Below are 21,325 nucleotides of genomic sequence, written 5' to 3'. Positions count from 1 at the left end.
TATGACCCGAGTGAATTACTGGCTGACAAATATTCTGAGATGGTTCGATTCCGAAGCGGGATCAGATCACCTGGACACCTCGTCCCGAACCTTTAACTGGGTACGGGTACTCCCGTTTATTGCCCTGCACCTGGCCTGTCTCCTGGTACTGGTGACCGGCACAAGCACCTTCGCGATGGTGTTTGCCCTTGGATTTTTCCTGGTTCGGATGTTCGCGATTACCGGCTTCTATCACCGCTACTTTTCCCACAAATCCTTCAAAACCAGCCGGCCCGCGCAATTTGTGTTTGCCGTTCTGGGCGCCAGTGCCGCGCAGCGCGGCCCTCTTTGGTGGGCGGCGCACCACCGGCACCATCACCAGCATTCAGACCGCGAGGAAGACCTTCACTCCCCCCACCAGGGCGGATTCTGGTGGTCCCACGTGGGATGGTTTACCTGCGACGCCGGTTTTGCCATGAACGAGCGCCGGGTAAAAGACTGGCTCAAGTTCCCGGAACTGCGTTTTATCAATCGCTTCGACTCCCTGGTGCCTGCCGCCTTCGCAGTTGCTATTTACCTGCTTGGCGAATCACTGGCTGCCTGGGCGCCCGGGCTGGGCACCAACGGCCTGCAACTACTGGTTTGGGGTTTCTTTATCTCCACCGTGGTGCTGTTTCACGCCACCGTCTCTATTAATTCCCTGTCCCACGTGTGGGGCAAGCGCCGCTTTGAAACCAGCGATGACAGCCGCAACAACTTCTGGCTGGCACTGATCACGCTGGGCGAAGGCTGGCACAACAACCACCATCGCTGGCCAACGGCGGTTCGCCAGGGCTTCCGCTGGTATGAAATCGACATTACCTGGTACGGCCTGTGGGTATTGTCGAAACTGGGCATTATCTGGGACCTGAATCCGATCCCCGACCATATCCGTAAGGAAACCCTCGAACTCGACCGCAACCGTACCGGGAGGGCAAGCCAATGAGCCAACACCTTTCCAGCGTAGACACCAGCACACCGGTTGCTGAACTACCGGAAGTGCTTGAGCGCTTCTGCACACTGTACAACCAACTCGACAAAGGCAACCTGAGCCAGCTCAAGGACGTGTACAGCCAGGATATCCACTTCCAGGATCCGTTCGGCCAGGTGTCCGGGTTGAACGAGCTTACCGAATACATGGCCGGGGCTTATGGCAACGTACTCCATTGCCAGTTCCGTTTCAGCTCGCCGGTTATCCAGCAGCAATGGTGCACCATCCCCTGGGTAATGGAGCTGCGCCACAAGCGCATCCGTAACGGCAAGACCGTGTTCGTAGACGGCATCAGTCACCTGGAAATCAGCAACGGCAAGGTGCGCTTCCATCGGGACTATTTTGACGCCGGGCAACTGCTTTACGAAAACCTGCCGGTGGTCGGTGGCGCTATCCGCTGGGTGAAGAGGCAGGCAGGATGAACAAACGACTGCAATCCGCATCGAACATCTGGGTTACCGGCGCGTCTTCCGGAATCGGCGAGGCCCTGGTGCATGAACTGGCAAACCGGGGCCACAACCTGGTGATTACCGGCCGGCGGGCCGAGGCGCTGGACAAGCTGGCCAGCCAACACCCGAACCGGATTACATCCGCCGTGGCAGACACCACCAGCCTGGACGATTTGTCTGCCATTCAGGGCGATCTCCAGCATTTTGGCGACCTGGACATGGCCATTCTGAACGCCGGCACCTGCGAGTACCTGGAAGTCGCCAACTACAACAGCCAGGTCATCGAGGCCAATATCACTACCAACGTGCTCGGCACCGCCCGCAGCCTGGACATCGCCCTGCCCGCATTGCGGGCCACCCGGGCAAAGGGCAAGCCATCAACCCTGGTGATTGTCAGCTCGTCGGCCTGGTGGTTTCCGTTTGGCCGGGCCGAAGGTTATGGCGCATCCAAGGCCGCCCTGACCTACTTTGCCCATGCCCTGCGGGCAGACCTGGCTGCCGAAGGCATTGATGTTGTGGTGGTCTCACCGGGCTTTGTAAAAACACCGTTGACCGATCGGAACGACTTTCCCATGCCGTTTATGGTGACCGCAGACGATGCCGCACAAAGGATTGCCAACGGGCTGGCCAAAGGCCGCAACGAGATTGCTTTCCCTAGACGGTTTACCTGGCTGCTGAAAGCGCTGGGCGCCTTGCCTCAAGGAGTGGTGGATCGCATGGCAGCATCCATGGCCCGCAAAGCCGACCAGAATTCCTGACCAAACCTATTTTGTGAACAAACCGCTTAAGGAAAACCATCAATGAATCAGGACCGTCAGCGCATTGCAGTTATTGGCGCCGGTGTTTCAGGACTGACCGCCGCCTGGCTGCTCAGTGAACACCACGACGTAGAATTGTTCGAAGCCGCCGACTATGCCGGCGGCCACACCAACACCGAGCTGGTCAAGGCCGGGGGTCGTACCTGGCCGGTCAACACGGGCTTTATCGTCTTCAATGACTGGACCTACCCGAACTTCATCAAACTGATGGACCGGCTGGGCGTGGCCTCGGAAGTCAGCGATATGAGCTTCAGCGTGGATTGCCACACCAGCGGCCTGCAATACAACGGCACCAGCCTGAACACCCTGTTTGCCCAGCGAAAGAACGCCCTGAACCTGCATTTCCTGAAAATGATCCGGGAGATCCTGCGCTTCAACAAGGAAACCCGGGCAGACCTGGCCGCCGGTGACATTCCCGAAGGCGAAACCCTGGGCGAATACCTGAACCGCAACCATTACAGCCGATACTTCCGCAACAACTACATCGTGCCCATGGGAGCGGCCATCTGGTCCGCGCCGGAAATCGTGCTGGAGCAGTTCCCGATCCGGTTTTTCCTGCAGTTCTTCAACAACCACGGCATGTTGTCGGTAGATGACCGGCCCACCTGGAGGGTCATTTCCGGCGGTTCCGCCAGCTATGTCACCCGCATGATGCAGAGGCTGGGCGACAAAACCCACCTGAACAGCCCTGTCTCCGCCATCCAGCGGGATGAAAACGGCGTAACGCTGGTTGTTAACGGGAAAAACCACCGCTTCGACCAGGTTATCCTCGCCTGCCACAGCAACCAGGCACTGGCCATGCTGAGCGACGCGAGTGACCAAGAGCGGGACATTCTGGGCGCCATCGGCTACCAGAAGAACGATGTTGTGCTGCACACCGATGCCAGCGTGCTGCCCTCCAACCGTCGGGCCTGGGCGGCCTGGAACTACATGATTCCCGAGCACAGCACCCATCCGGTATCTGTCACCTACAATATGAATATCCTGCAGAACTTCGACGACGCTCCGGAGACATTCTGCGTAACCCTGAACCGCAGCCGGGATATCGATCCAGCCAAGGTGATCAAGCGGTTCGAATACGACCACCCGGTGTTCACCCTGGAGGCTGTTGCCGCCCAACAGCGCTATGACGAAATCGGCAACCATAACCGCACGCACTTCTGCGGCGCGTACTGGTTTAACGGCTTTCACGAAGACGGCGTGCGCAGCGCCCTGCGGGTGACACAGGCCTTTGGTGTGGAGCTTTGAGCATGGCCAGCCAGTGGCTAGAAGGCACTATAAGACATCGCCGTAAGTTGCCGGTACAGCATGAGTTTCTGTACAACATTGGCATGCTGGCACTGGACCTTGAGGAGTGGTCTTCTGTCACTTCCATCAGCCGCTTTTTCTCACTGGAACGGTTCAACTGGCTGGGGCTTTGCCGGAAAGATTACCTGGACCCGCACATCCCGAACCTGCACCAGGCAGTGGTGCAGCGGGTTCAGATCGCCACCGGCTGGCAGCCGGACGGGCCGGTTCAACTGATCACCCACCCGCGGTATCTGGGGTATATTTTCAACCCGGTCAGCTTTTACCTGTGCTACGAAAAGGGCCAGGACCCGGCCCGGGGTGACGTGCCCCGGGTGATTCTGGCCCAGATTACCAATACCCCCTGGAAGGAACGCCACGTGTATTGCCTGGAATGCCGAAATCACGGGCCGGGCGATGCAAGCAACTGGCAAACCGAGCGTTTTTCCTTCAGCAAGCGTTTCCACGTGTCGCCGTTTAACGGCATGAACCAGCACTACCAGTGGCTATTCAGCTTCCGGGGCCCGGAACTGCGCATCCACATGAACGTGGAACAGGAAGATCACAAACATTTTGATGCCACCCTGGTAGTCCAACGGCAGGTACTTGATCGTAAAACCCTGCATCGAAGCCTGCGACGTTTCCCCCTGGAAACTCTCAAAGGCACCGCCGGTATTTACTGGAACGCCCTGAAACTGAAACTCAAGGGCGCCCCCTTCTACACCCACCCGGACAAACTGGAGCCACAGGTACCGGAGTTCCGCCGGGGAGTGGAAGATCAGGGGGTCGATGTCAGTGAACCGGCCATCAACGCGTCAAATGAACAATCTTCAGGAAGGGTAAGCTCATGGAGAACCTGAATACCTCCGTCACCAGCCAGGAATCCAGCGTTGCCAACACCGGCACCATTAGCCGGGTTGCCCGCAAACTGGTGTGCCATCAGTTGTCCATGCTGGGGCACGGCAAACTGGTGGTACGTGAACAAGGTTACGACGACCAGGTATTCGGCGACAACGACGAGCGTTACCCGACCGCAGAACTGATCATTCACAACCACAGCACCTGGCGGGACCTGGTTACCGGTGGCAGCGTGGGTGCCGCGGAATCCTACGTGGCTGGGGACTGGAGTTCACCGGACCTGACCGCCCTGTTGCGCTTCTTCACCCGTAACCTCGATACCATGAATGCCTTCGAGGACAAGTTCAGCTGGATCAGCAAACCGGCCCTGAAGGCCCTGCACTGGCTGAACCGCAATACCCCGGAAGGGTCCCGCAAGAACATCAGCGCCCACTACGACCTGGGCAACGACCTGTTCCAGCTGTTCCTGGACCCCACCATGATGTATTCCTCCGCCATTTATCCGGGCGAGGAGTCCACACTGGAACAGGCTGCGGTTCACAAACTGGATGTCATTTGCCGAAAGCTCGACCTGCAACCCGGCGACAAGGTGATGGAGATCGGCACCGGCTGGGGCGGCTTTGCCATCCATGCCGCCAAACATTACGGCTGCCACGTAACCACCACCACCATCTCGAAGGAACAGCTGGAGCTGGCCCGGGAGCGTGTGAAGGCTGAAGGGCTGGAAGATCGCATTACCCTGCTGTTCGATGATTACCGCGACCTCACCGGCCAGTTCGACAAGCTGGTGTCTATTGAAATGATTGAAGCGGTTGGTCCGCAGTTCCTCGACAGCTACCTGTCCCAGATCAGCAAGTTGCTGAAGCCGGATGGCCTGGCCCTGGTGCAGGCGATCAATATGCCGGAACAGCGTTATGAACGTGCCCTGAAGAACGTGGACTTTATCCAGCGATATATCTTCCCAGGCAGCTTTATTCCTTCATTTGGGGCGATCCTGCAGTCCATGGGCCGCGGGTCAGACCTGGTACTCACCCATAACGAAGACTTCGGCTTCCATTACGCCCGCACGCTTCGGGATTGGTGTGAACGCTTCATGGCAAAGCGCAGTGAGCTGGATGCCCTGGGCTACGACACCGCTTTCCAGCGCCTGTGGCACTTCTATTTCGCCTACTGCGAAGCAGGCTTCAGTGAGCGAGCCATTGGTGTGGCCCATTTGCTGATGGCCAAGCCCGCCAACAAGCGCGCCAACATCATCAGCCTATGATCACCTCGGAAACGGCCCGGAATGTCCTGAACTTCGTACTGTTCCAGGCCGGCTGGTTCGCATGTGTGCTGTACCCCGGCCTGCCGGTAACTGCCCTGGCACTGGGGTTTTTCATCGCCCATATGGCGCTGGTCAGCCAGAAACGCTTATCCGAATTGCAGTTTATCGGGGTTGGTGTGGTGCTCGGCGGGCTGCTGGACACGCTCTGGTTCCGGCTTGGCATTCTCGGCATCCCGGGTATCGAAGAAACTGCCGTTGTGCCGCCCTGGCTGGTGGCTATATGGGCCCTGTTCATGACCACCCTGTGCCACTCACTTGCGTGGATAGGCCAGCACCGCTGGCTACCGTTTGTACTGGCACCGTTTGCCGGGGCACTGGCTTATTGGTCTGCCGCCAAGCTTGGCGCAGTCACACTGCCGGACACTGCCCTGTCGGTAGCGGCCATCGCGCTGGGCTGGCTGGTGATCTTCCCGCTGCTGCTGTTTATCCGGAAAAGTTTGTACACGGAGCTTGAGCCATGAAAATGACAACAGCGGTTGTTGGCGCCCTGCTCGGTTGCAGCCAGGCCAGTGCCGCCGTCTTCGAGTTCCATGGCAGCGCCCGCAGCCTTGATGACGACAGGCCGGTTTACCAGGAACACCATGCCGTCAGCGGCACCTGTGAGACTGGCGTATTCGTTCCGGAGCAACACCGGGTCGATTACCTGAGGGCAAGTGACGACACGGGCTTTGCCAGCAAGCAACTGACTTACCGGCAATCTGTCCAGCTGCCGGAGGTGGATTTTCACCAGTCGGAGTTCAACGAGCGCCTGGAGATCAGCTACCCCGAAGCCAACACCCTGGACATCACCTGGCAGAAACCTTCCAGCGAAACCGCCATGTTCGAGCTGCGCTTTGGCAGCAAACTGGTGGTGGATGCAGGCTTTGACCAGTTCGTACGCGCCAACTGGGCCGCGGTAACCAGCGGTCAGTCTGTGGAATTCGATTTCCTGGCACCCACACGGGGCGATTACTACGGCTTTGTGCTGGAACCCGGCCCGAAAAACCGTGTAGATGCCGACTTTGTGGTGCAAATCCGCCCCACCAGCCTGATGCTGAGAGTACTGGTTGATCCGATCATCCTCGGCTACAACCGCAACGGCGCCCTGACCCACTACCTGGGGCTGACCAACATTCGCAAGAACGCAGATGCCAATTACACCGCTGCAATCAACTACCGGGTCATCCGATACCCGGAGTGTGAACTGACAGACTGACGGCGCCCCTTCAGCCACACGGCATAGGCCATCCCTTATGGTAAACTTCCGGGCAAACTGATCCGGAGATTCCACGCCATGATGTTTGTGTCGTTTAACGTAAACAGTATCCGCACCCGCCTGCACCAGCTTGAAGCCGTCATTAAAGAGCTGAATCCCGATTTCATCGGCCTGCAGGAAACCAAGGTGACCGATGCGGAATTTCCGGAAGAAGCCATCCGCCAACTGGGCTACCACGTGCATTTCCATGGTCAGAAGACGCACTACGGCGTGGCGTTGCTGTCGCGGATAGAACCGGAGCATGTGGTTAAAGGCTATCCGTCTGATGGCGAGGATTCCCAGCGCCGCCTGATTACCGGCCGTTTTACCGTAAATGGTGAGCCGCTGACGGTCATCAACGGTTACTTCCCCCAGGGCGAAAGCCGCGACCACCCGGTGAAGTTTCCGGCCAAGCAGAAATTCTACGCGGACCTGATGGCCTACCTGGACGACCTGAAACAGCAACCGGGCCATGTGGTGGTGATGGGCGATATGAACATCTCCCCCACCGACAAAGACATCGGCATCGGCCCGGACAACGCCAAGCGCTGGCTGCGCACCGGAAAATGCAGCTTCCTGCCGGAAGAACGGGAATGGCTGGGAGAAGTGGAAAAACGGGGCTATACCGACGTATTCCGCCACCTGCACCCGGATGAAGCCGATACCTTCAGCTGGTTCGACTATCGCAGCAAAGGCTTCGAGCGGGAGCCGAAACGGGGCCTGCGTATCGACCTGATCATGGCCAGCGACAGCCTGCTGCCGAAAGCCAGGGCAGCCGGGGTGTCCTACGACATCCGTGCCATGGAGCGGCCATCCGACCACTGCCCGGTTTGGGCCAGCTTCGAGCTGTAAAGGCGCGCCACTGCCCTTATGAAAAAGGTCAAAACCAGAGACAGGATTCTCGACACCAGCCTGCAACTGTTCAACAGCCTGGGCGAACCCAATGTCACCACGCTGCTGATCTCCGACGAACTGGAGATCAGCCCGGGTAACCTGTATTACCACTTCAAGAGCAAGGGCGACATTGTCGAGGAGCTGTTCGACGGCTTTGAGGCGGAAATGCTCGACCTGCTGGCGGTGCCGGAAGATGTGGAGATTTCACTGGACCAGTTCGGGTTCTTTCTGCACATGCTGTTCGAGGCGGTAGCCCGTTACCGGTTTATGTACCAGGACCTGGTCAATGTGCTGTCGCGCTACAGCCAGTTGCAGGTCCGTTTCCGGCGCATTCTCAAAAAGAAAACGACAGCGTTTCGTACCCTGTGCGAGAGTTTTCGCGGCCAGCAGACCATGGCCATTGAAGAGGCAGAACTGGAATCCCTGTGTGAACAGCTCACGCTGACGGTGTGCTACTGGAGCAGTTTCGACACGCTGTCACACCTGGATAACCGGGAGTCGGTGGATCCGGGCAAGGGGGTGTACCAGATGCTGCACCTGATACTGCCCTACATGGCGGCTGAGGAACAGGAACAGATCCGTCTCACCAGCCACACGTATCTGTAAAGCTTATTCTTCTTCGTCACGGGCCAGTGAGTCGGAATCGCGAAGGCGGGTCAGTTCAGATTCAAGAGCCGCAATACGATGTTCGAGGGCTTCGATTTCTTCCCGACGGTGAATACCCAGACGCCGGAGCGCGCCGGACACCCGCTGGTCAAACATGTGCTCGAGCTTGTCCCAGGTACCGGTTGCCCGCTCGCGAACTTCGCCAACCCGGTCTTCCACGGTACGGATCTGCTTGCCGACCACACCACGGGTTTTCGATTCCAGTTGTTCGCCTTCCTGGACCAGGCGGTCGAAAAATTTACCGGCGTCTTCCTCGGCCTTGGTGTAGGCGCCCAGCCCGGCCAGCCAGATCTGACGGGCAGAGCCCTTGATTTTGTCTGCCAGCTGCGGATCATTCTCCGGCGAATTTTGGTCTTGGTCGGACATAGCTACCTCTTGAATGCGGGCAAAGGGTGTTCAGCGCCCATTGTATTACAGCTATACCGCGATTTCAGTGTTACCTTGGGCGGCCCTGAAACCCGCATGGGAAAAGGCCGCAGTATAAACACGGGTGCGATATGAAAAAATGTTTTCAAACGAAAGGGCCTCTGGCTTGAACTGCTCAAATTATGGTCAATACTTCTCGATACCGGTATCCGAGTTGATGCCGGTTTGTCTGGAAGTCTTTCATGGATACTACTCGCACGCCTCTGCCCGGCATCCCTTGCCGGGCTTTTTTTGTTATTATCACACCCCATTATATCCTTATTCCAAAACCAACCATTCAATCCGGAGATTCTGAATGATTGATATTGCGTGGAGCCAGTTTACCCCTGGCGCAGCCCTCACGGGCGGTATCCTTATCGGCCTGGCAGTGGCTAGTTTCCTGCTTCTGAACGGGCGTATTGCCGGCATCAGTGGAATTCTGGGCGGGCTGCTCGCCCCCGTTCGCACCGACATCCTGTGGCGCGTTGCCTTCCTGGCCGGCCTGATCGGCGCGCCAGCGGTCTGGGCCCTGTTCGCCCAGCTTCCGCCGGTTGAAATCAATGCCGGCTATCCGGCGCTCATCGTGGCCGGTTTGCTGGTGGGCATCGGCACCCGCTACGCGTCCGGCTGCACCAGCGGCCATGGCGTATGCGGGCTGTCTCGCTTGTCGCTGCGCTCGCTGGTTGCCACGCTGAGCTTTATGGCCACCGGTTTCATTACCGTCTTTGTTATTCGCCACCTGATCGGAGCCTGATGCCATGAAATACTCTTTCGCTTCGCTGTTCGCCGGCCTGGTCTTCGGTATGGGCCTGGTTGTCTCCGGCATGGCCAACCCGGAAAAGGTACTGGGCTTTCTGGACATCGCCGGTCTGTGGGATCCTTCCCTTGCGTTTGTGATGGGGGGCGCCATCATCGTCGGGCTGGTGTCTTTAGCAGTCGCCCGTAAACGCACCCTGTCGTTCCTCGGCTTCAACATGAAGTTGCCGACCAATAACCGAATCGAGAAACGCATGGTTATCGGCAGTATGATGTTCGGCATCGGCTGGGGCATTGCCGGTTTCTGCCCGGGCCCCGGACTTGTGGCACTGGGCGCCGGCGAAATCAAGGGCGCCGTGTTCGTTGCTTCTATGGTGGCCGGCATGGTGCTGTTCGAGTTGTTCGAGCGCAATCGTGCCCGGGGCGACTCTGAAACCGATCGAGAATTCGCCGGCAGCGATGCCGCCTGACAGAACGTTGGAGAATGCTAGTGGAAATCAGAAAGATCGATGACAACCTCTCCGTAGCACCGCAGATTGCGGTGCAGGATGTCGCAGAAATCGCACGCCTGGGGTTTAAAACCCTGGTTGCCAACCGGCCGGACCGGGAAGAGCCGGGCCAGCCGTCCATGGCCGATATTGAAGCCGCTGCCGCCGAGCACGGGCTCAAGTGGGTCTACCTGCCAGTGGAGTCCGGCAACATTACCGATGCGGATGTCGACAACTTTGCCCCGATGATCCGGGATGCCGACAAACCCGTATTCGCTTTCTGTCGATCTGGCACCCGCTGTACCGTACTATGGGCCCTGAGCGCCGCCCGCGAGCTTGACCCACGGGAAATCCTGACCAGGGCCCACCGGGCCGGCTACGACATTACCAGCTTGATTCCGCGGCTTCAGCAGCAGGCAGACCAGCACTAACTACCCAACACCGGAAAGCTTCAATGCCATACAAAGGGACAGAGAACTTCAGCCACAAGCAGTCGGAGCGCCTTGGCGTTCTGGTAACCAACCTGGGCACCCCGGATGCCCCCACTACCCCGGCACTGCGCAGGTATCTCGGGGAATTTCTGTGGGACCCCCGGGTGGTTGAAGTTCCCCGCCCCATCTGGTGGCTGGTCCTGCATGGCATTATTCTGCGCATCCGCCCGAAGAGAAGTGCTGAAGCCTACGCCAGCGTGTGGGACAAAGACGGCTCACCCCTGCTGATCCACACCGCCAACCAGGCGGAGGGCATCCGCAAAGCCCTGCAAGCCCGATATGGCAACGACGTGGTAGTGGGCTTTGCCATGCGTTATGGCAACCCGTCTATTCCCCGCGTACTGGACGAGATGCAGGAACAAGGTGTACGCAAGCTGCTGGTGCTGCCACTTTACCCCCAGTATTCGGCCTCAACCACGGCCTCAACCTTTGATGCCATTGCTGGCGATTTCACCAAGCGGCGATGGTTGCCGGATTTCCGGTTTGTTTCCCATTACCATGACTTCCCTCCCTATATTGAAGCCATGGCGAAGCACATTGAGAGCCACTGGGCCGAGCACGGGCGCAAGCAAAAGCTGATCCTGTCCTACCACGGGGTGCCGCTCAAGTACCTGCAGAGGGGCGACCCGTACCATTGCGAATGCCACAAGACTTCGCGCCTGCTGGCCGAGCGACTGGCACTCAAGCCCGAAGAATACATGACCACTTTCCAGTCCCGCTTCGGGCGTGAAAAGTGGCTGCAGCCCTATACCGACGAAACCCTGAAATCCCTGCCGGGCAAAGGCGTGAAGAGCATTGATGTGTTCTGCCCCGGCTTCTCTTCCGATTGCCTGGAAACCATCGAGGAAATCAACGAAGAGAACCGCGAATACTTCATGGAAGCCGGCGGCGAAGGCTTTGCTTACATCCCCTGCCTGAACGCCACCCAGGGCCATATAGACGCCCTGGTGCAACTGGTAGAAGATAACCTGCAGGGCTGGGCCGCACCTGAAAGCAGACCGGAAGTGCTTGAGCAGAGGGCCGCGCTGGCCAGCGAGCGCAAGCAGGCAACCTGGCCCGGCCGGGACGACCTCTGAGCGAGTCGATAGCATCAAGAGGGGGGTACCATGAAGCTGAACTGTGATCTGGGCGAAAGCTATGGTGCCTGGCAAATGGGCCAGGACGACCTGGTTATGCCGCTGATTGATATGGCCAACGTGGCCTGTGGCTTTCACGCCGCAGACCCGATGGTGATCCGGCACACCCTGGTACTGGCAGCACAGCACAAGGTTGAAATCGGTGCCCACCCTTCCTATCACGACCTTCCAGGCTTTGGCCGACGCTCCATCTATCACACCCCGGATGAAATCGAAGCCCTGATGCTTTATCAGTTAGGGGCACTGGAAGGCATGTGCCGCAGCGAAGGCCTGGCCGTGAGCTATGTAAAACCCCACGGCGCCCTCAACAACGACATGATGAAGGATAAGGACACCCTGGCAGTGGTTATGAAAGCGGTACGGACCTTCCGTGAAGGCCTGCCGCTGATGATTCCGGTAACCCTGGGTTATCGGGAGCATCAGGCCCTGGCTGAGAACCTGGGTGTGCCGTTGCTGCTGGAAGCCTTTGCCGACCGCGCCTACGACGATCAGGGCCAACTGGTGTCCCGCCGCCAGGCCGGTGCTGTGCACGAAGATCCGGAGTTGATCGTAAAGCAGGCCTTGTCTTTTGCCCGCAATGGCGGAGTCACCAGCGCTACCGGCAAATGGCTGGATTTACCCGCCGACAGCCTGTGCGTTCACGGCGACAACGAAGCCGCCCTTGAAGCCGTTCGCGCCATACGGACAGCACTCGGCAAAGCGGCATAAAGCCCGGCGCCAGGAAACCGACGGAAGCCCCTGATTACTCGGCAGGGTGCGAATGACCGGTTACCCGGGTTGATTTTACGCTGGCGTCATCTTCAAGATCCGGCACAGCCTGGCAAAAAGTGCACTCTTCGGCATCCACTGCCGCCCCACCCGTTTCCACGTAACGAATGCGATGGCTGGCCTTGCCCCGATTGGCAGACACGGCAAAGCGACGATTCTTGCGCTCGTTTTCGGCTTCAGGAGTTTGATGTTCGTCCATATCGACACCTGCTGTTTTCGGTAAACGGTTCAGCAATGAGTGTACGGCAAAATCGGAATTGATTGGTAAAGCGGAGGAAAATGCGTATTCGGGAAGGTGTGTCTGAGAGAAAAATGGCGGTGGGCCAGGGATTCGAACCCCGGGACGGCTATTAACCGTCGGCGGTTTTCAAGACCGCTGCATTCAGCCACTCTGCCAGCCCACCGTCTTGTTGGATCGGCGATGACTCGCCTTTCCTCAGCTGCCTTGCGACAGCGGGTGGAATGATACCGGATTTGCCTGTGCTGTCAACGCCCTGTAGAAAAAACGATGTAAATTCCGGAGCTTCTGAACAATCCATAAACAAGATTACAGCGGTTTAATGGAATCCAGAAGGCGAATTACTGTCGTAAATGATTGAAAGTTGCGGATTCAACATTATGATGGGACACAGTATCCAGTTTCACTAAACGGAGATGACAATGGAAGACAGACGTTTCGGCGTTCAGAACAACCAGGCTGCCTACGACACGACCGGGGAAAGAAGCCAGGTCGCTGCGGGTATCAGTGATGATGCCATGAAGGTGCTTCGCAACACTTACATGTTGCTGGGCATGACCCTCGCCTTCTCAGCCCTGACTGCGTTCCTGAACATGAACGGCACTCATCCGGGCTTCCTGATCACCATCGTGGGTTACATTGGCCTGCTGTTCGCTACCTATAAACTGAAGAACAGCCCCTGGGGCATCGTAACCACCTTCGCCCTGACCGGTTTCATGGGTTATACCCTTGGCCCGATCATCGGTGCGTTTGTGGCGGCCGGCGCCTCCCAGATTGTGGCCCAGGCCCTGACACTGACAGCAGTGGCCTTTGTCGGCCTGTCTGCGACAGCGATCATCACCAAGAAAGACTTCAGCTTCATGTCCAGCTTCCTGACCGCTGGCGCATTTGTGCTGATCGGTGCCATGCTGCTGGCGTTCTTCATGGAAAGCTCTGCCCTGCACCTGGCGGTGTCTGCAGGCTTCACCATCTTCGCCTCCATCATGATCCTGTTTGAAACCAGCCAGATCATCAAAGGCGGCGAGCGTAACTACATCATCGCCACGGTTGGCCTGTATGTATCCATCTACAACCTGTTTGTCAGCCTGCTGCACCTGCTGGCGGCATTCAGCGGCGAAGACTGATCTCCGGTCAGTCCCTCGCTTCCAGAAACCCCGGCCTTTGCCGGGGTTTCTGCTTTAGGTACACTGCAAATCCTCAAGATTCACTCCCGGGTGCAGGACGCCATGACGCCACTGAGCTATACCCTCGTAATCACCGGAGCCCCCTGGTCTTCCCAGGCCCCCCAGAGCGCCCTGGCCGTTGCCCGGGAATTGCTTGTTGCGGGCCACCGGATTGACCGGGTATTCCTGTATGGTGAGGGCGTATTGCTGGCCTCGGCGCTGGCGACGCCACCCTCTGACGAGGTGAACTGGCCGAAGCAGTGGGCCGGCTTCCTGGCTGACAACGCCATTCCCGCTACCGTTTGTATTGCCTCGGCGCTGCGCCGCGGAATCATTGATGATACCGAACAGGCCCGCTACGAACTGCCCGGCAACAACCTGCTGGAGCCGTTTGGCATTGCCGGCCTTGGTGAATGGGTGGAAGGTAATGTGAAATCGGACCGGGTTATCTATTTCCACGGGAGTAACTGACGGTGAGCACGCTGATCATAGTAGACCAACCCCCATATGGTAACTGGGCCGGGCGCGAGGCCCTGGACATGGTGTTCTCGCTGGCCGCCTTCGACCAGCCGGCTGCCCTGCTCTTTACCGGCGCCGGGGTCAACTGGCTGCGCAAGCAACAGGCTCCCGACGCCATTGGCCAGAAATCCGTGGAGAAAAACCTTTCGGCAGCGCCCATGTTCGGCGTGGAAGAAATCCTTGCAGACACGGCGTCCTGCGAGCGCTTTGGGCTTGGGCCGGAGCAACTGGTTTCCGGTGTCACCCTCGCCGAAAACCTGCAAGACGTCATGAACGCCCACAGTAACGTGGCCTTTGCAGGCTGAGGCAGCAAGATGATGACAAGCACGCAGCCAGCAACCCCGACACTGCACATTCTGAACAAACCACCGGGGCACCCCCGCTTTGAATCCTGCCTCCAGGCCATCCAGGACGGCGATCAGCTGGTACTTACCGAAAACGCGGTACTTGCCCTGGCCGATCGCTCCGTTACCCTTCCTGCCGCCTGTAAGGCCATGAAAGCGGATGTCGACGCCCGAGCGCTGAATGAGCAAACCCGGACAGGAACGATCGACTACGCCGAACTGGTACGCCTGACCGCCAAACATTCACGCATCATCAGCTGGTAAACCATGCCCATAACTGACATGCCGCCCCGCAACAACGAAGGTTTTCTGGAAGACGCCAATCAGTGGACACCAGAGGTGGGCCGCCAGATTGCCGCAGATGATCAAATAGAGCTATCGGAAAAGCACTGGGAAATCATAGAGTTTCTGCGGGTTTTTTATAAATCACATGAAATGTCGCCGCCATCAAACCGGCTGTTCGTAAAGGCGGTAAAGGAAGCGCTGGGCGAAGAAAAAGGCAACAGCATCTACCTGATGCAGCTGTTCCCCGGCACACCGGCCAAAACCGCGTGCCGGATAGCAGGCCTGCCCCGCCCCACCAATTGTCTGTAAGACTGGACTGCGATCAGATCAGTACAAACTGGATAAAGCCCGCAATCGCCCCGAACAAGCCACCGACCAGCATCAGCTGGATTTCCTCTTCCCGAAACGCCGGGCGCAGGATTTCCTGGAATTCTTCAGGCTTGAGGGCTTTCATCTGGCCCGCCAGAACTCCTGCAACGACCGGTGCCCGTTCCTTGTTGAATGCCGTGTCAGAGAAGACATCCCGGGTAGCCAGTACCGCCTTGTCATTCATGGCCCGCTTAAGGTCGGTGTAACCGGACATACCCACGGTCACCTGCGCAGCCAGTCGCATGACCATGGAGTTATCCAGCATCGGGCGCAGGTGTTTCTGCAAAATGGAGCGGGTACGGGCGCCGTGGCGACCATTAATCATGGCATCCGCCACCTTCTCCACGGTAATCAGTTCCTCGGCCACCAGCTGCGCCCAGATGTCGCTGATTTCGTCCTGTCGCTGCAAAAACAGGCCCTGAAACTTCCAGAACAGCATCCGGCGCGGCCTGAGCGGGGCAAAAATCAGGTTGATGGCCAGCCAGTTGGTGATAAAACCGATGGCAAAGCCACCCACCGGCAACACCCACGGCTGCGGGTAAGATATCCAGAACGGCACCAGCAGAGCGCCCAGCAAGGCACCGATTAGCGCACCCCGGTTGATCACGGACTGCAATTCCACGGCACCGGCCTGTTTGAAAATGCGGTTCATCAGGTCCGGATGGTGTTGCAGTTCGCGGCTCAGCAGCGCTTTCAGGTCTACCAGGTCGTCCAGGTCGTCACCAAAGTCTTCCACCAGCTCCTCTATGCGCGATGGCAATTGCTGTCGCGCCCACTGGTAAATGCGCTCTTTCACAAACATCGGCAGGTTGTCCCAAAGCACCGGCTGCACTTCGTACATCACTTCATCGATGTATTCGTCCATGCGCGGCGATACCTGGGTCAGAACCTGCTGGACAATGCGCTGGGGTTCGAGCTTCTGGTACACCGAGTTGAGGTCGCCGAAATGCTGCAGGGTGCGGTCGATGCAGATGTGGGCCATTTTCTCGGCTTTGCGGGGAATCACGCCCTGCCAGCCAACGACGCCGAAACCGATGAACTGAACCGGATAGAACGACATCTGAATAGCCAGCCAGTTAGTAAACCAGCCAACTACGGCAGCCATCACTGGCACGGATAGAAGTGTTAGGTCCGACAAGACTTACCCCGAGTAAATACCAAGTCATTCTGTTGATGGCGGGAATAATGAAACAGAAGGCACTCTCGGGCATTGGCCGTGTAGCCACGGCGGAGGGGTGTCTGTGGCAGACTGTCCAGGCTCGGGAAGTCAGCCTGCCACAGCAGTCGCTTACTGGTAGTAAGCGTTTTCGGTGTTGGTGTGGTCCGTTACGTCACGCACGGCGGTAATTTCCGGCACGCGTTCTTTCAGGGTTTTCTCGACACCCTGCTTGAGAGTCAGACTCACCGCTGAACAACCCTGGCAACCACCGCCAAAACGCAGCACGGCCACAGACTCTTCAACAATCTCGACCAGCGATACATCGCCACCGTGAGCCGCCAGGTTGGGGTTGATCTCGGAGGCCAGTACGTAGTTCACCCGGTCCGGCAGCGGTGCATCGTCAGATACCTGGGGTACCTTGGCGTTCGGCGCCTTGATGGTCAGCTGGCCGCCCATCTGATCCTTGGAATAATCCACGTAGGCTTCTTCCAGGAAGGGTACCGAGTTGTGATCCAGGTACAGCGTAAACTTCTGCAGGTCTACCGTTTCGTCGGTGGGGACGATTTCGTTCGGCGGACAGTAGGCCAGGCAGGTTTCTGCGTTACGAGTGCCGGGCTGGGTCACAAAGATACGAACCCCCATACCTTCGACGTCCTGCTTTTCGATCAGTTGTGCAAGATAGTCCCTTGCAGAATCAGTAACAGTTACCAGAGCCATGCTTCCTACCTGTTTTCAAATGTGACGTCCATTTTAGGAGAGTTCGCAGGAACTTAAAAGACCAAGTAAAATAGTCGGGCATTAATCGGGCTAATGAGTTTCCCTTATGACCCGGCTAACCGCCGCGCACGGCAAGGCACTTGATAATGATCATCCGTACTAAGACGAACTGCTCGCTTTTTGCTATGATCCCGCGCCATTAACCGTATTAGACGTTATTCACGACATCCGGAAGATTTCCCTATGACCGATCGCAACACCCGTCTGGACCAGCTTAAAAAGGCACTCAAGGAACGCATCATTGTTCTTGATGGCGCCATGGGCACCATGATCCAGAACCAGAAACTGGATGAAGCCGCGTTCCGTGGCGACCGGTTCAAAGACTACGATCGGGAAGTCCAGGGCAACAACGACCTACTGAACCTTACCCAGCCTGCCCTGCTGCGCAATATCCACGCAGAATACCTGGATGCCGGCGCCGATATTATCGAAACCAACACCTTCAACTCCACCCGCCTGTCCCAGGCCGACTACGGCATGGAAGATCTGGCAAGGGAGCTGAACGTGGCTTCGGCCAGGCTGGCCCGGGAAATCGCTGATGAATACACCGCGAAGAATCCCGACAAGCCCCGCTTTGTGGCCGGTGCCGTGGGCCCCACCTCCCGTACCGCGTCGCTGTCGCCGGATGTGAACAACCCGGGGTACCGCAACGTCGATTTCCAGACTCTGGTGGATAATTATTACGAGGCTGTGTCAGGCCTGGTGGAAGGCGGTTCTGACCTCATCCTGATTGAAACCATTTTCGACACCCTGAACGCCAAGGCAGCCATCTACGCTACCCAGCAGTTCTTCGAAGATTCCGGCATTGAACTGCCGATCATGATCTCCGGCACCATTACCGATGCTTCCGGCCGAACCCTGTCCGGCCAGACTACCGAGGCGTTCTACAATTCCGTGGCCCACGCCAAGCCGATTTCCATTGGCCTGAACTGCGCCCTGGGTGCGGATGCCCTGCGCCCCTATGTGGAAGAACTGTCCAACAAAGCGGAAACCTATGTCTCCGCCCACCCCAACGCCGGCCTGCCCAACGAATTCGGTGAGTACGACCAGACTCCGGAAGAAATGGCCGAAATCATCGAAGGCTTCGCCAGAGACGGCTTCCTGAACATCATCGGCGGTTGCTGTGGTTCCCGCCCGGAACACATTGAAGCCATTGCCAACGCGGTCGCGAAATATCCGCCCCGGCAGATTCCCGATCGCCCGAAGGCCCTGCGCCTGGCCGGCCTGGAGCCATTTACCGGCGACGAAAACACCCTGTTTATCAACGTGGGTGAACGAACCAACGTGACCGGCTCCAAGCGTTTCCTGCGCCTGATCAAGGAAGAGCAGTACGAAGAGGCCCTCAGCGTTGCCCGGGACCAGGTGGAGAATGGCGCCCAGATTATCGATATCAACATGGACGAGGGCATGCTGGATTCGAAGGAGGTAATGGTTACCTTCCTGAACCTGGTTGCCTCCGAGCCGGACATCTCCCGTGTGCCGATCATGATCGACTCCTCCAAGTGGGAAGTGATCGAAGCCGGCCTGCGCTGCATTCAGGGCAAGGCAGTGGTGAACTCCATCAGCCTGAAAGAAGGCGAAGAGGCGTTCATCAAGCGGGCAAAAGACTGCATGCGCTACGGCGCCGCGGTGGTGGTTATGGCCTTTGACGAAGACGGCCAGGCCGATACCTACGAGCGCAAGACCGAGATCTGCAAACGCTCCTACGATGTGCTGACCAGCATCGGCTTCAACCCGGGCGACATCATCTTCGACCCGAACATCTTTGCCATCGCTACCGGTATCGAGGAACACAACAACTACGCGGTGGACTTCATCAACGCCACCCGCTGGATTAAAGAGAACCTGCCCCACGCATCCATTTCCGGCGGCGTGAGCAACGTGTCCTTCTCGTTCCGCGGCAACGATGCCGTGCGTGAAGCCATCCACTCGGTGTTCCTGTACCACGCCATCAAGGCCGGCATGAACATGGGTATCGTAAACCCGGGCCAACTGGTGATTTACGATGAAATCGAGCCGGATCTGAAAGAACTGGTGGAAGACGTGGTACTGAACCGCCGCGAAGATTCCACCGACCGCCTTCTGGAAGCGGCCGAGAAGTTCAAGAGCAAGGGCGGTCAGACGAAAGAAGAAGACCTGGCCTGGCGTGAATGGCCGGTCGAGAAGCGTCTTGAGCATGCCCTGGTTAAAGGCATCACCAACTTCATCATCGAAGACACTGAAGCCTGCCGCCTGAACGCCAGCCACCCCATCGAGGTGATCGAAGGCCCACTGATGGACGGCATGAACGTGGTCGGTGACCTGTTTGGCGACGGCAAGATGTTCCTGCCCCAGGTGGTGAAAAGTGCCCGGGTAATGAAGCAGGCGGTCGCCCACCTGATTCCGTACATTGAGGCTGAGAAATCTGAAGACCAGCAAGCCAAGGGCAAGATCCTGATGGCTACGGTGAAAGGCGATGTGCACGACATCGGCAAGAACATCGTGGGCGTGGTGTTGCAGTGCAATAACTACGAAGTGATCGACATGGGCGTGATGGTGCCCTGCGAGAAGATCCTTGAGACGGCGAAGAAGGAAAACGTCGACATCATCGGCCTGAGCGGCCTGATCACCCCGTCGCTGGATGAAATGGTGCACGTTGCCCGTGAAATGCAGCGGCTGGACTTCAAGATTCCGCTGATGATCGGTGGCGCCACCACGTCCAAGGCCCATACTGCGGTCAAGATTGAGCCTCACTACAAGAACGACATTGCCCTGTACGTGTCTGATGCGTCCCGTTGCGTCAACGTGGCGTCACAGCTGCTGAGCAAGACCGCCAAGCCGGCCTTTGTGGAAGCAGCCCGCACCGAATACGACGAAATCCGTGAGCGCCGCAAGAACCGTGGCGACCGCACCAAGCTGGTATCCCTGAAAGAAGCCCGGGCACGGGCGCCGGAGATTGATTTCGAAAACTACCAGCCGCCCAAGCCGGCGTTTACCGGCGTGCGGGTGTTCGAAGACTATGACCTGAACGAACTGGCGGAATACATCGACTGGACGCCGTTCTTTATCTCCTGGGACATTGCCGGCAAGTACCCGGCGATTTTCGACGACCCCAAGCGTGGAGAAGCCGCCCGCAACCTGTTCGACGACGCCCAGAAACTGCTCAAGCAGATGATTGAGGAGAAGCGGATCAGTGCCCGTGGCGTGATCGGCTTCTGGCCGGCCAACCGCCGGGGCGACGACATCGTGGTGTACACCGACGAGACCCGCACCAAGGAACTCACCGTACTGCACCACCTGCGCCAGCAGGACGAGAAAGCCCCGGGCAAGCCAATGATGGCCCTGTCTGATTTCGTGGCACCGGAAAGCTCGCACCTGGGTGATTATGTGGGTGGCTTTGCGGTCACCACCGGCATTGGCGTGGACGAACTCACCACCGAGTTCAAGAATGCCCACGACGACTACAGCGCCATCATGGTTCAGGCCCTGGCGGACCGCCTGGCGGAAGCCTTTGCCGAGCGCATGCACGAAAGGGTTCGCAAGGAGTTCTGGGGTTACGCCAATGACGAGCAGATGGCCAATGAAGACCTGATCAAGGAACGTTACCGGGGTATTCGCCCGGCACCAGGCTATCCGGCCTGCCCTGACCACACAGAAAAGGCTACCCTGTTCAAACTGCTGGATGCCACCGCCAATACCAGCCTTGAGCTGACAGAACATTTCGCCATGTACCCAACGGCTGCTGTATCCGGTTGGTACTTTGCTCACCCGGAATCCAAGTACTTTTCCGTGAGCAAGATTGGCGTGGACCAGGTTGAGGACTATGCTGAACGCAAGGGGCTGTCAAAGGCAGAAGCCGAACGTTGGCTGATGCCGAGCCTGGCCTATGATCCCGCAGAATAAATCAGG

25 protein-coding genes and 1 tRNA gene are annotated in these 21,325 nt (G+C 57.9%); 21 read left to right on the top strand and 5 right to left on the bottom strand.

Annotated features, from left to right (window positions below; all coding sequences use genetic code 11):
• Position 1: 1 nt before the first annotated feature.
• From B2589_RS12435 to B2589_RS12390, 10 genes are all read left to right on the top strand, one after another.
• Complete coding sequence (locus tag B2589_RS12435) at positions 2–964, top strand: acyl-CoA desaturase (protein ID WP_232901041.1); 963 nt, start codon at positions 2–4, stop codon at positions 962–964.
• Entirely contained in the window at positions 961–1,431 is a 471-nt protein-coding gene (locus B2589_RS12430) for a nuclear transport factor 2 family protein (protein ID WP_058340894.1), read from the top strand. Before B2589_RS12435 ends, B2589_RS12430 begins: the two co-directional genes overlap by 4 nt.
• Positions 1,428–2,216 (top strand): SDR family NAD(P)-dependent oxidoreductase, encoded by a 789-nt coding sequence (locus tag B2589_RS12425; protein ID WP_199457541.1) that lies wholly within the window; start codon positions 1,428–1,430, stop codon positions 2,214–2,216. The genes B2589_RS12430 and B2589_RS12425 overlap by 4 nt, the downstream gene beginning before the upstream one ends.
• Positions 2,217–2,258: 42 nt before the next feature.
• Positions 2,259–3,524 carry an NAD(P)/FAD-dependent oxidoreductase gene (locus tag B2589_RS12420; RefSeq protein ID WP_199457542.1) on the top strand — a complete coding sequence of 422 codons (1,266 nt, stop codon included), beginning with the start codon at positions 2,259–2,261 and terminating at the stop codon, positions 3,522–3,524.
• Positions 3,525–3,526: 2 nt separating this feature from the next.
• Complete coding sequence (locus B2589_RS12415) at positions 3,527–4,423, top strand: DUF1365 domain-containing protein (RefSeq protein ID WP_286816781.1); 897 nt, start codon at positions 3,527–3,529, stop codon at positions 4,421–4,423.
• Positions 4,411–5,685: an SAM-dependent methyltransferase gene (locus tag B2589_RS12410; protein WP_199457544.1), complete on the top strand. Its 1,275-nt coding sequence runs from the start codon at positions 4,411–4,413 to the stop codon at positions 5,683–5,685. The genes B2589_RS12415 and B2589_RS12410 overlap by 13 nt, the downstream gene beginning before the upstream one ends.
• Positions 5,682–6,206, top strand: a complete 525-nt coding sequence (locus B2589_RS12405; protein ID WP_286816780.1) for a DUF2878 domain-containing protein — start codon at positions 5,682–5,684, stop codon at positions 6,204–6,206. The genes B2589_RS12410 and B2589_RS12405 overlap by 4 nt, the downstream gene beginning before the upstream one ends.
• Positions 6,203–6,940 carry a hypothetical protein gene (locus tag B2589_RS12400; protein ID WP_286816779.1) on the top strand — a complete coding sequence of 246 codons (738 nt, stop codon included), beginning with the start codon at positions 6,203–6,205 and terminating at the stop codon, positions 6,938–6,940. The genes B2589_RS12405 and B2589_RS12400 overlap by 4 nt, the downstream gene beginning before the upstream one ends.
• Before the next feature lie 78 nt (positions 6,941–7,018).
• Entirely contained in the window at positions 7,019–7,831 is an 813-nt protein-coding gene (xthA, locus tag B2589_RS12395; RefSeq protein ID WP_232901054.1) for an exodeoxyribonuclease III, read from the top strand.
• Positions 7,832–7,849: 18 nt separating this feature from the next.
• The gene (locus tag B2589_RS12390) at positions 7,850–8,479 is read left to right on the top strand and encodes a TetR/AcrR family transcriptional regulator (protein WP_022988201.1); all 630 of its coding nucleotides are present in this window, start codon (positions 7,850–7,852) and stop codon (positions 8,477–8,479) included.
• A gap of 3 nt (positions 8,480–8,482) precedes the next feature.
• Here the strand turns inward: B2589_RS12390 and B2589_RS12385 are convergent, their stop codons facing one another.
• Complete coding sequence (locus B2589_RS12385) at positions 8,483–8,905, bottom strand: phasin family protein (RefSeq protein WP_058340887.1); 423 nt, start codon at positions 8,903–8,905, stop codon at positions 8,483–8,485.
• A gap of 355 nt (positions 8,906–9,260) precedes the next feature.
• On the opposite strand from B2589_RS12385, the gene B2589_RS12380 reads away from it, so the two are divergent.
• From B2589_RS12380 to B2589_RS12360, 5 genes are read left to right on the top strand one after another with little or no spacing between them, the layout of a single operon-like run.
• Positions 9,261–9,698 carry a YeeE/YedE family protein gene (locus B2589_RS12380; protein WP_199457548.1) on the top strand — a complete coding sequence of 146 codons (438 nt, stop codon included), beginning with the start codon at positions 9,261–9,263 and terminating at the stop codon, positions 9,696–9,698.
• A gap of 4 nt (positions 9,699–9,702) precedes the next feature.
• Positions 9,703–10,170 carry a YeeE/YedE family protein gene (locus tag B2589_RS12375; protein WP_286816778.1) on the top strand — a complete coding sequence of 156 codons (468 nt, stop codon included), beginning with the start codon at positions 9,703–9,705 and terminating at the stop codon, positions 10,168–10,170.
• Positions 10,171–10,190: 20 nt separating this feature from the next.
• Positions 10,191–10,619 carry a TIGR01244 family sulfur transferase gene (locus B2589_RS12370; RefSeq protein ID WP_286816777.1) on the top strand — a complete coding sequence of 143 codons (429 nt, stop codon included), beginning with the start codon at positions 10,191–10,193 and terminating at the stop codon, positions 10,617–10,619.
• A 23-nt stretch (positions 10,620–10,642) separates the two neighbouring features.
• Positions 10,643–11,755, top strand: coding sequence for a ferrochelatase (gene hemH / locus B2589_RS12365; protein WP_286816776.1), 1,113 nt, complete (start codon positions 10,643–10,645; stop codon positions 11,753–11,755).
• Between the two features lie 30 nt (positions 11,756–11,785).
• Positions 11,786–12,523: a 5-oxoprolinase subunit PxpA gene (locus tag B2589_RS12360; RefSeq protein WP_286816775.1), complete on the top strand. Its 738-nt coding sequence runs from the start codon at positions 11,786–11,788 to the stop codon at positions 12,521–12,523.
• A gap of 34 nt (positions 12,524–12,557) precedes the next feature.
• On the opposite strand, the gene B2589_RS12355 is transcribed toward B2589_RS12360, so the two are convergent.
• Together B2589_RS12355 and B2589_RS12350 are read right to left on the bottom strand one after the other, a co-directional pair.
• The gene (locus B2589_RS12355; protein WP_286816774.1) at positions 12,558–12,782 is read right to left on the bottom strand and encodes a hypothetical protein; all 225 of its coding nucleotides are present in this window, start codon (positions 12,780–12,782) and stop codon (positions 12,558–12,560) included.
• Positions 12,783–12,896: 114 nt separating this feature from the next.
• Positions 12,897–12,987 (bottom strand) — tRNA-Ser (locus tag B2589_RS12350).
• Between the two features lie 256 nt (positions 12,988–13,243).
• Here B2589_RS12350 and B2589_RS12345 point away from each other — a divergent pair.
• The 5 genes from B2589_RS12345 (at position 13,244) to B2589_RS12325 (ending at position 15,441) form a co-directional block, all read left to right on the top strand.
• Complete coding sequence (locus B2589_RS12345) at positions 13,244–13,945, top strand: Bax inhibitor-1/YccA family protein (RefSeq protein WP_286816773.1); 702 nt, start codon at positions 13,244–13,246, stop codon at positions 13,943–13,945.
• Between the two features lie 102 nt (positions 13,946–14,047).
• Positions 14,048–14,455 (top strand): sulfurtransferase complex subunit TusD, encoded by a 408-nt coding sequence (tusD, locus tag B2589_RS12340; protein WP_286816772.1) that lies wholly within the window; start codon positions 14,048–14,050, stop codon positions 14,453–14,455.
• A gap of 2 nt (positions 14,456–14,457) precedes the next feature.
• Entirely contained in the window at positions 14,458–14,808 is a 351-nt protein-coding gene (locus B2589_RS12335) for a DsrE family protein (protein WP_286816771.1), read from the top strand.
• A 9-nt stretch (positions 14,809–14,817) separates the two neighbouring features.
• Positions 14,818–15,111, top strand: coding sequence for a sulfurtransferase complex subunit TusB (tusB, locus tag B2589_RS12330; RefSeq protein WP_286816770.1), 294 nt, complete (start codon positions 14,818–14,820; stop codon positions 15,109–15,111).
• 3 nt (positions 15,112–15,114) lie between these two features.
• Complete coding sequence (locus B2589_RS12325; protein WP_273133763.1) at positions 15,115–15,441, top strand: TusE/DsrC/DsvC family sulfur relay protein; 327 nt, start codon at positions 15,115–15,117, stop codon at positions 15,439–15,441.
• A gap of 13 nt (positions 15,442–15,454) precedes the next feature.
• Here the strand turns inward: B2589_RS12325 and B2589_RS12320 are convergent, their stop codons facing one another.
• Together B2589_RS12320 and nfuA are read right to left on the bottom strand one after the other, a co-directional pair.
• Positions 15,455–16,606, bottom strand: coding sequence for a DUF445 domain-containing protein (locus B2589_RS12320; protein WP_286816769.1), 1,152 nt, complete (start codon positions 16,604–16,606; stop codon positions 15,455–15,457).
• 183 nt (positions 16,607–16,789) lie between these two features.
• Positions 16,790–17,377 carry a Fe-S biogenesis protein NfuA gene (nfuA, locus tag B2589_RS12315; protein ID WP_058340876.1) on the bottom strand — a complete coding sequence of 196 codons (588 nt, stop codon included), beginning with the start codon at positions 17,375–17,377 and terminating at the stop codon, positions 16,790–16,792.
• 243 nt (positions 17,378–17,620) lie between these two features.
• Here nfuA and metH point away from each other — a divergent pair, with 243 nt between their 5' ends.
• A complete protein-coding gene (gene metH / locus B2589_RS12310; protein ID WP_286816768.1) occupies positions 17,621–21,319 on the top strand; it encodes a methionine synthase in 3,699 nt (1,232 codons plus the stop codon).
• The last annotated feature ends 6 nt before the right edge of the window (positions 21,320–21,325 follow it).

Source organism: Marinobacter sp. UBA3607 (assembly GCF_002375525.1).
GTDB lineage: Bacteria > Pseudomonadota > Gammaproteobacteria > Pseudomonadales > Oleiphilaceae > Marinobacter > Marinobacter vinifirmus.
This window is presented reverse-complemented; position numbering and strand designations above follow the sequence as displayed.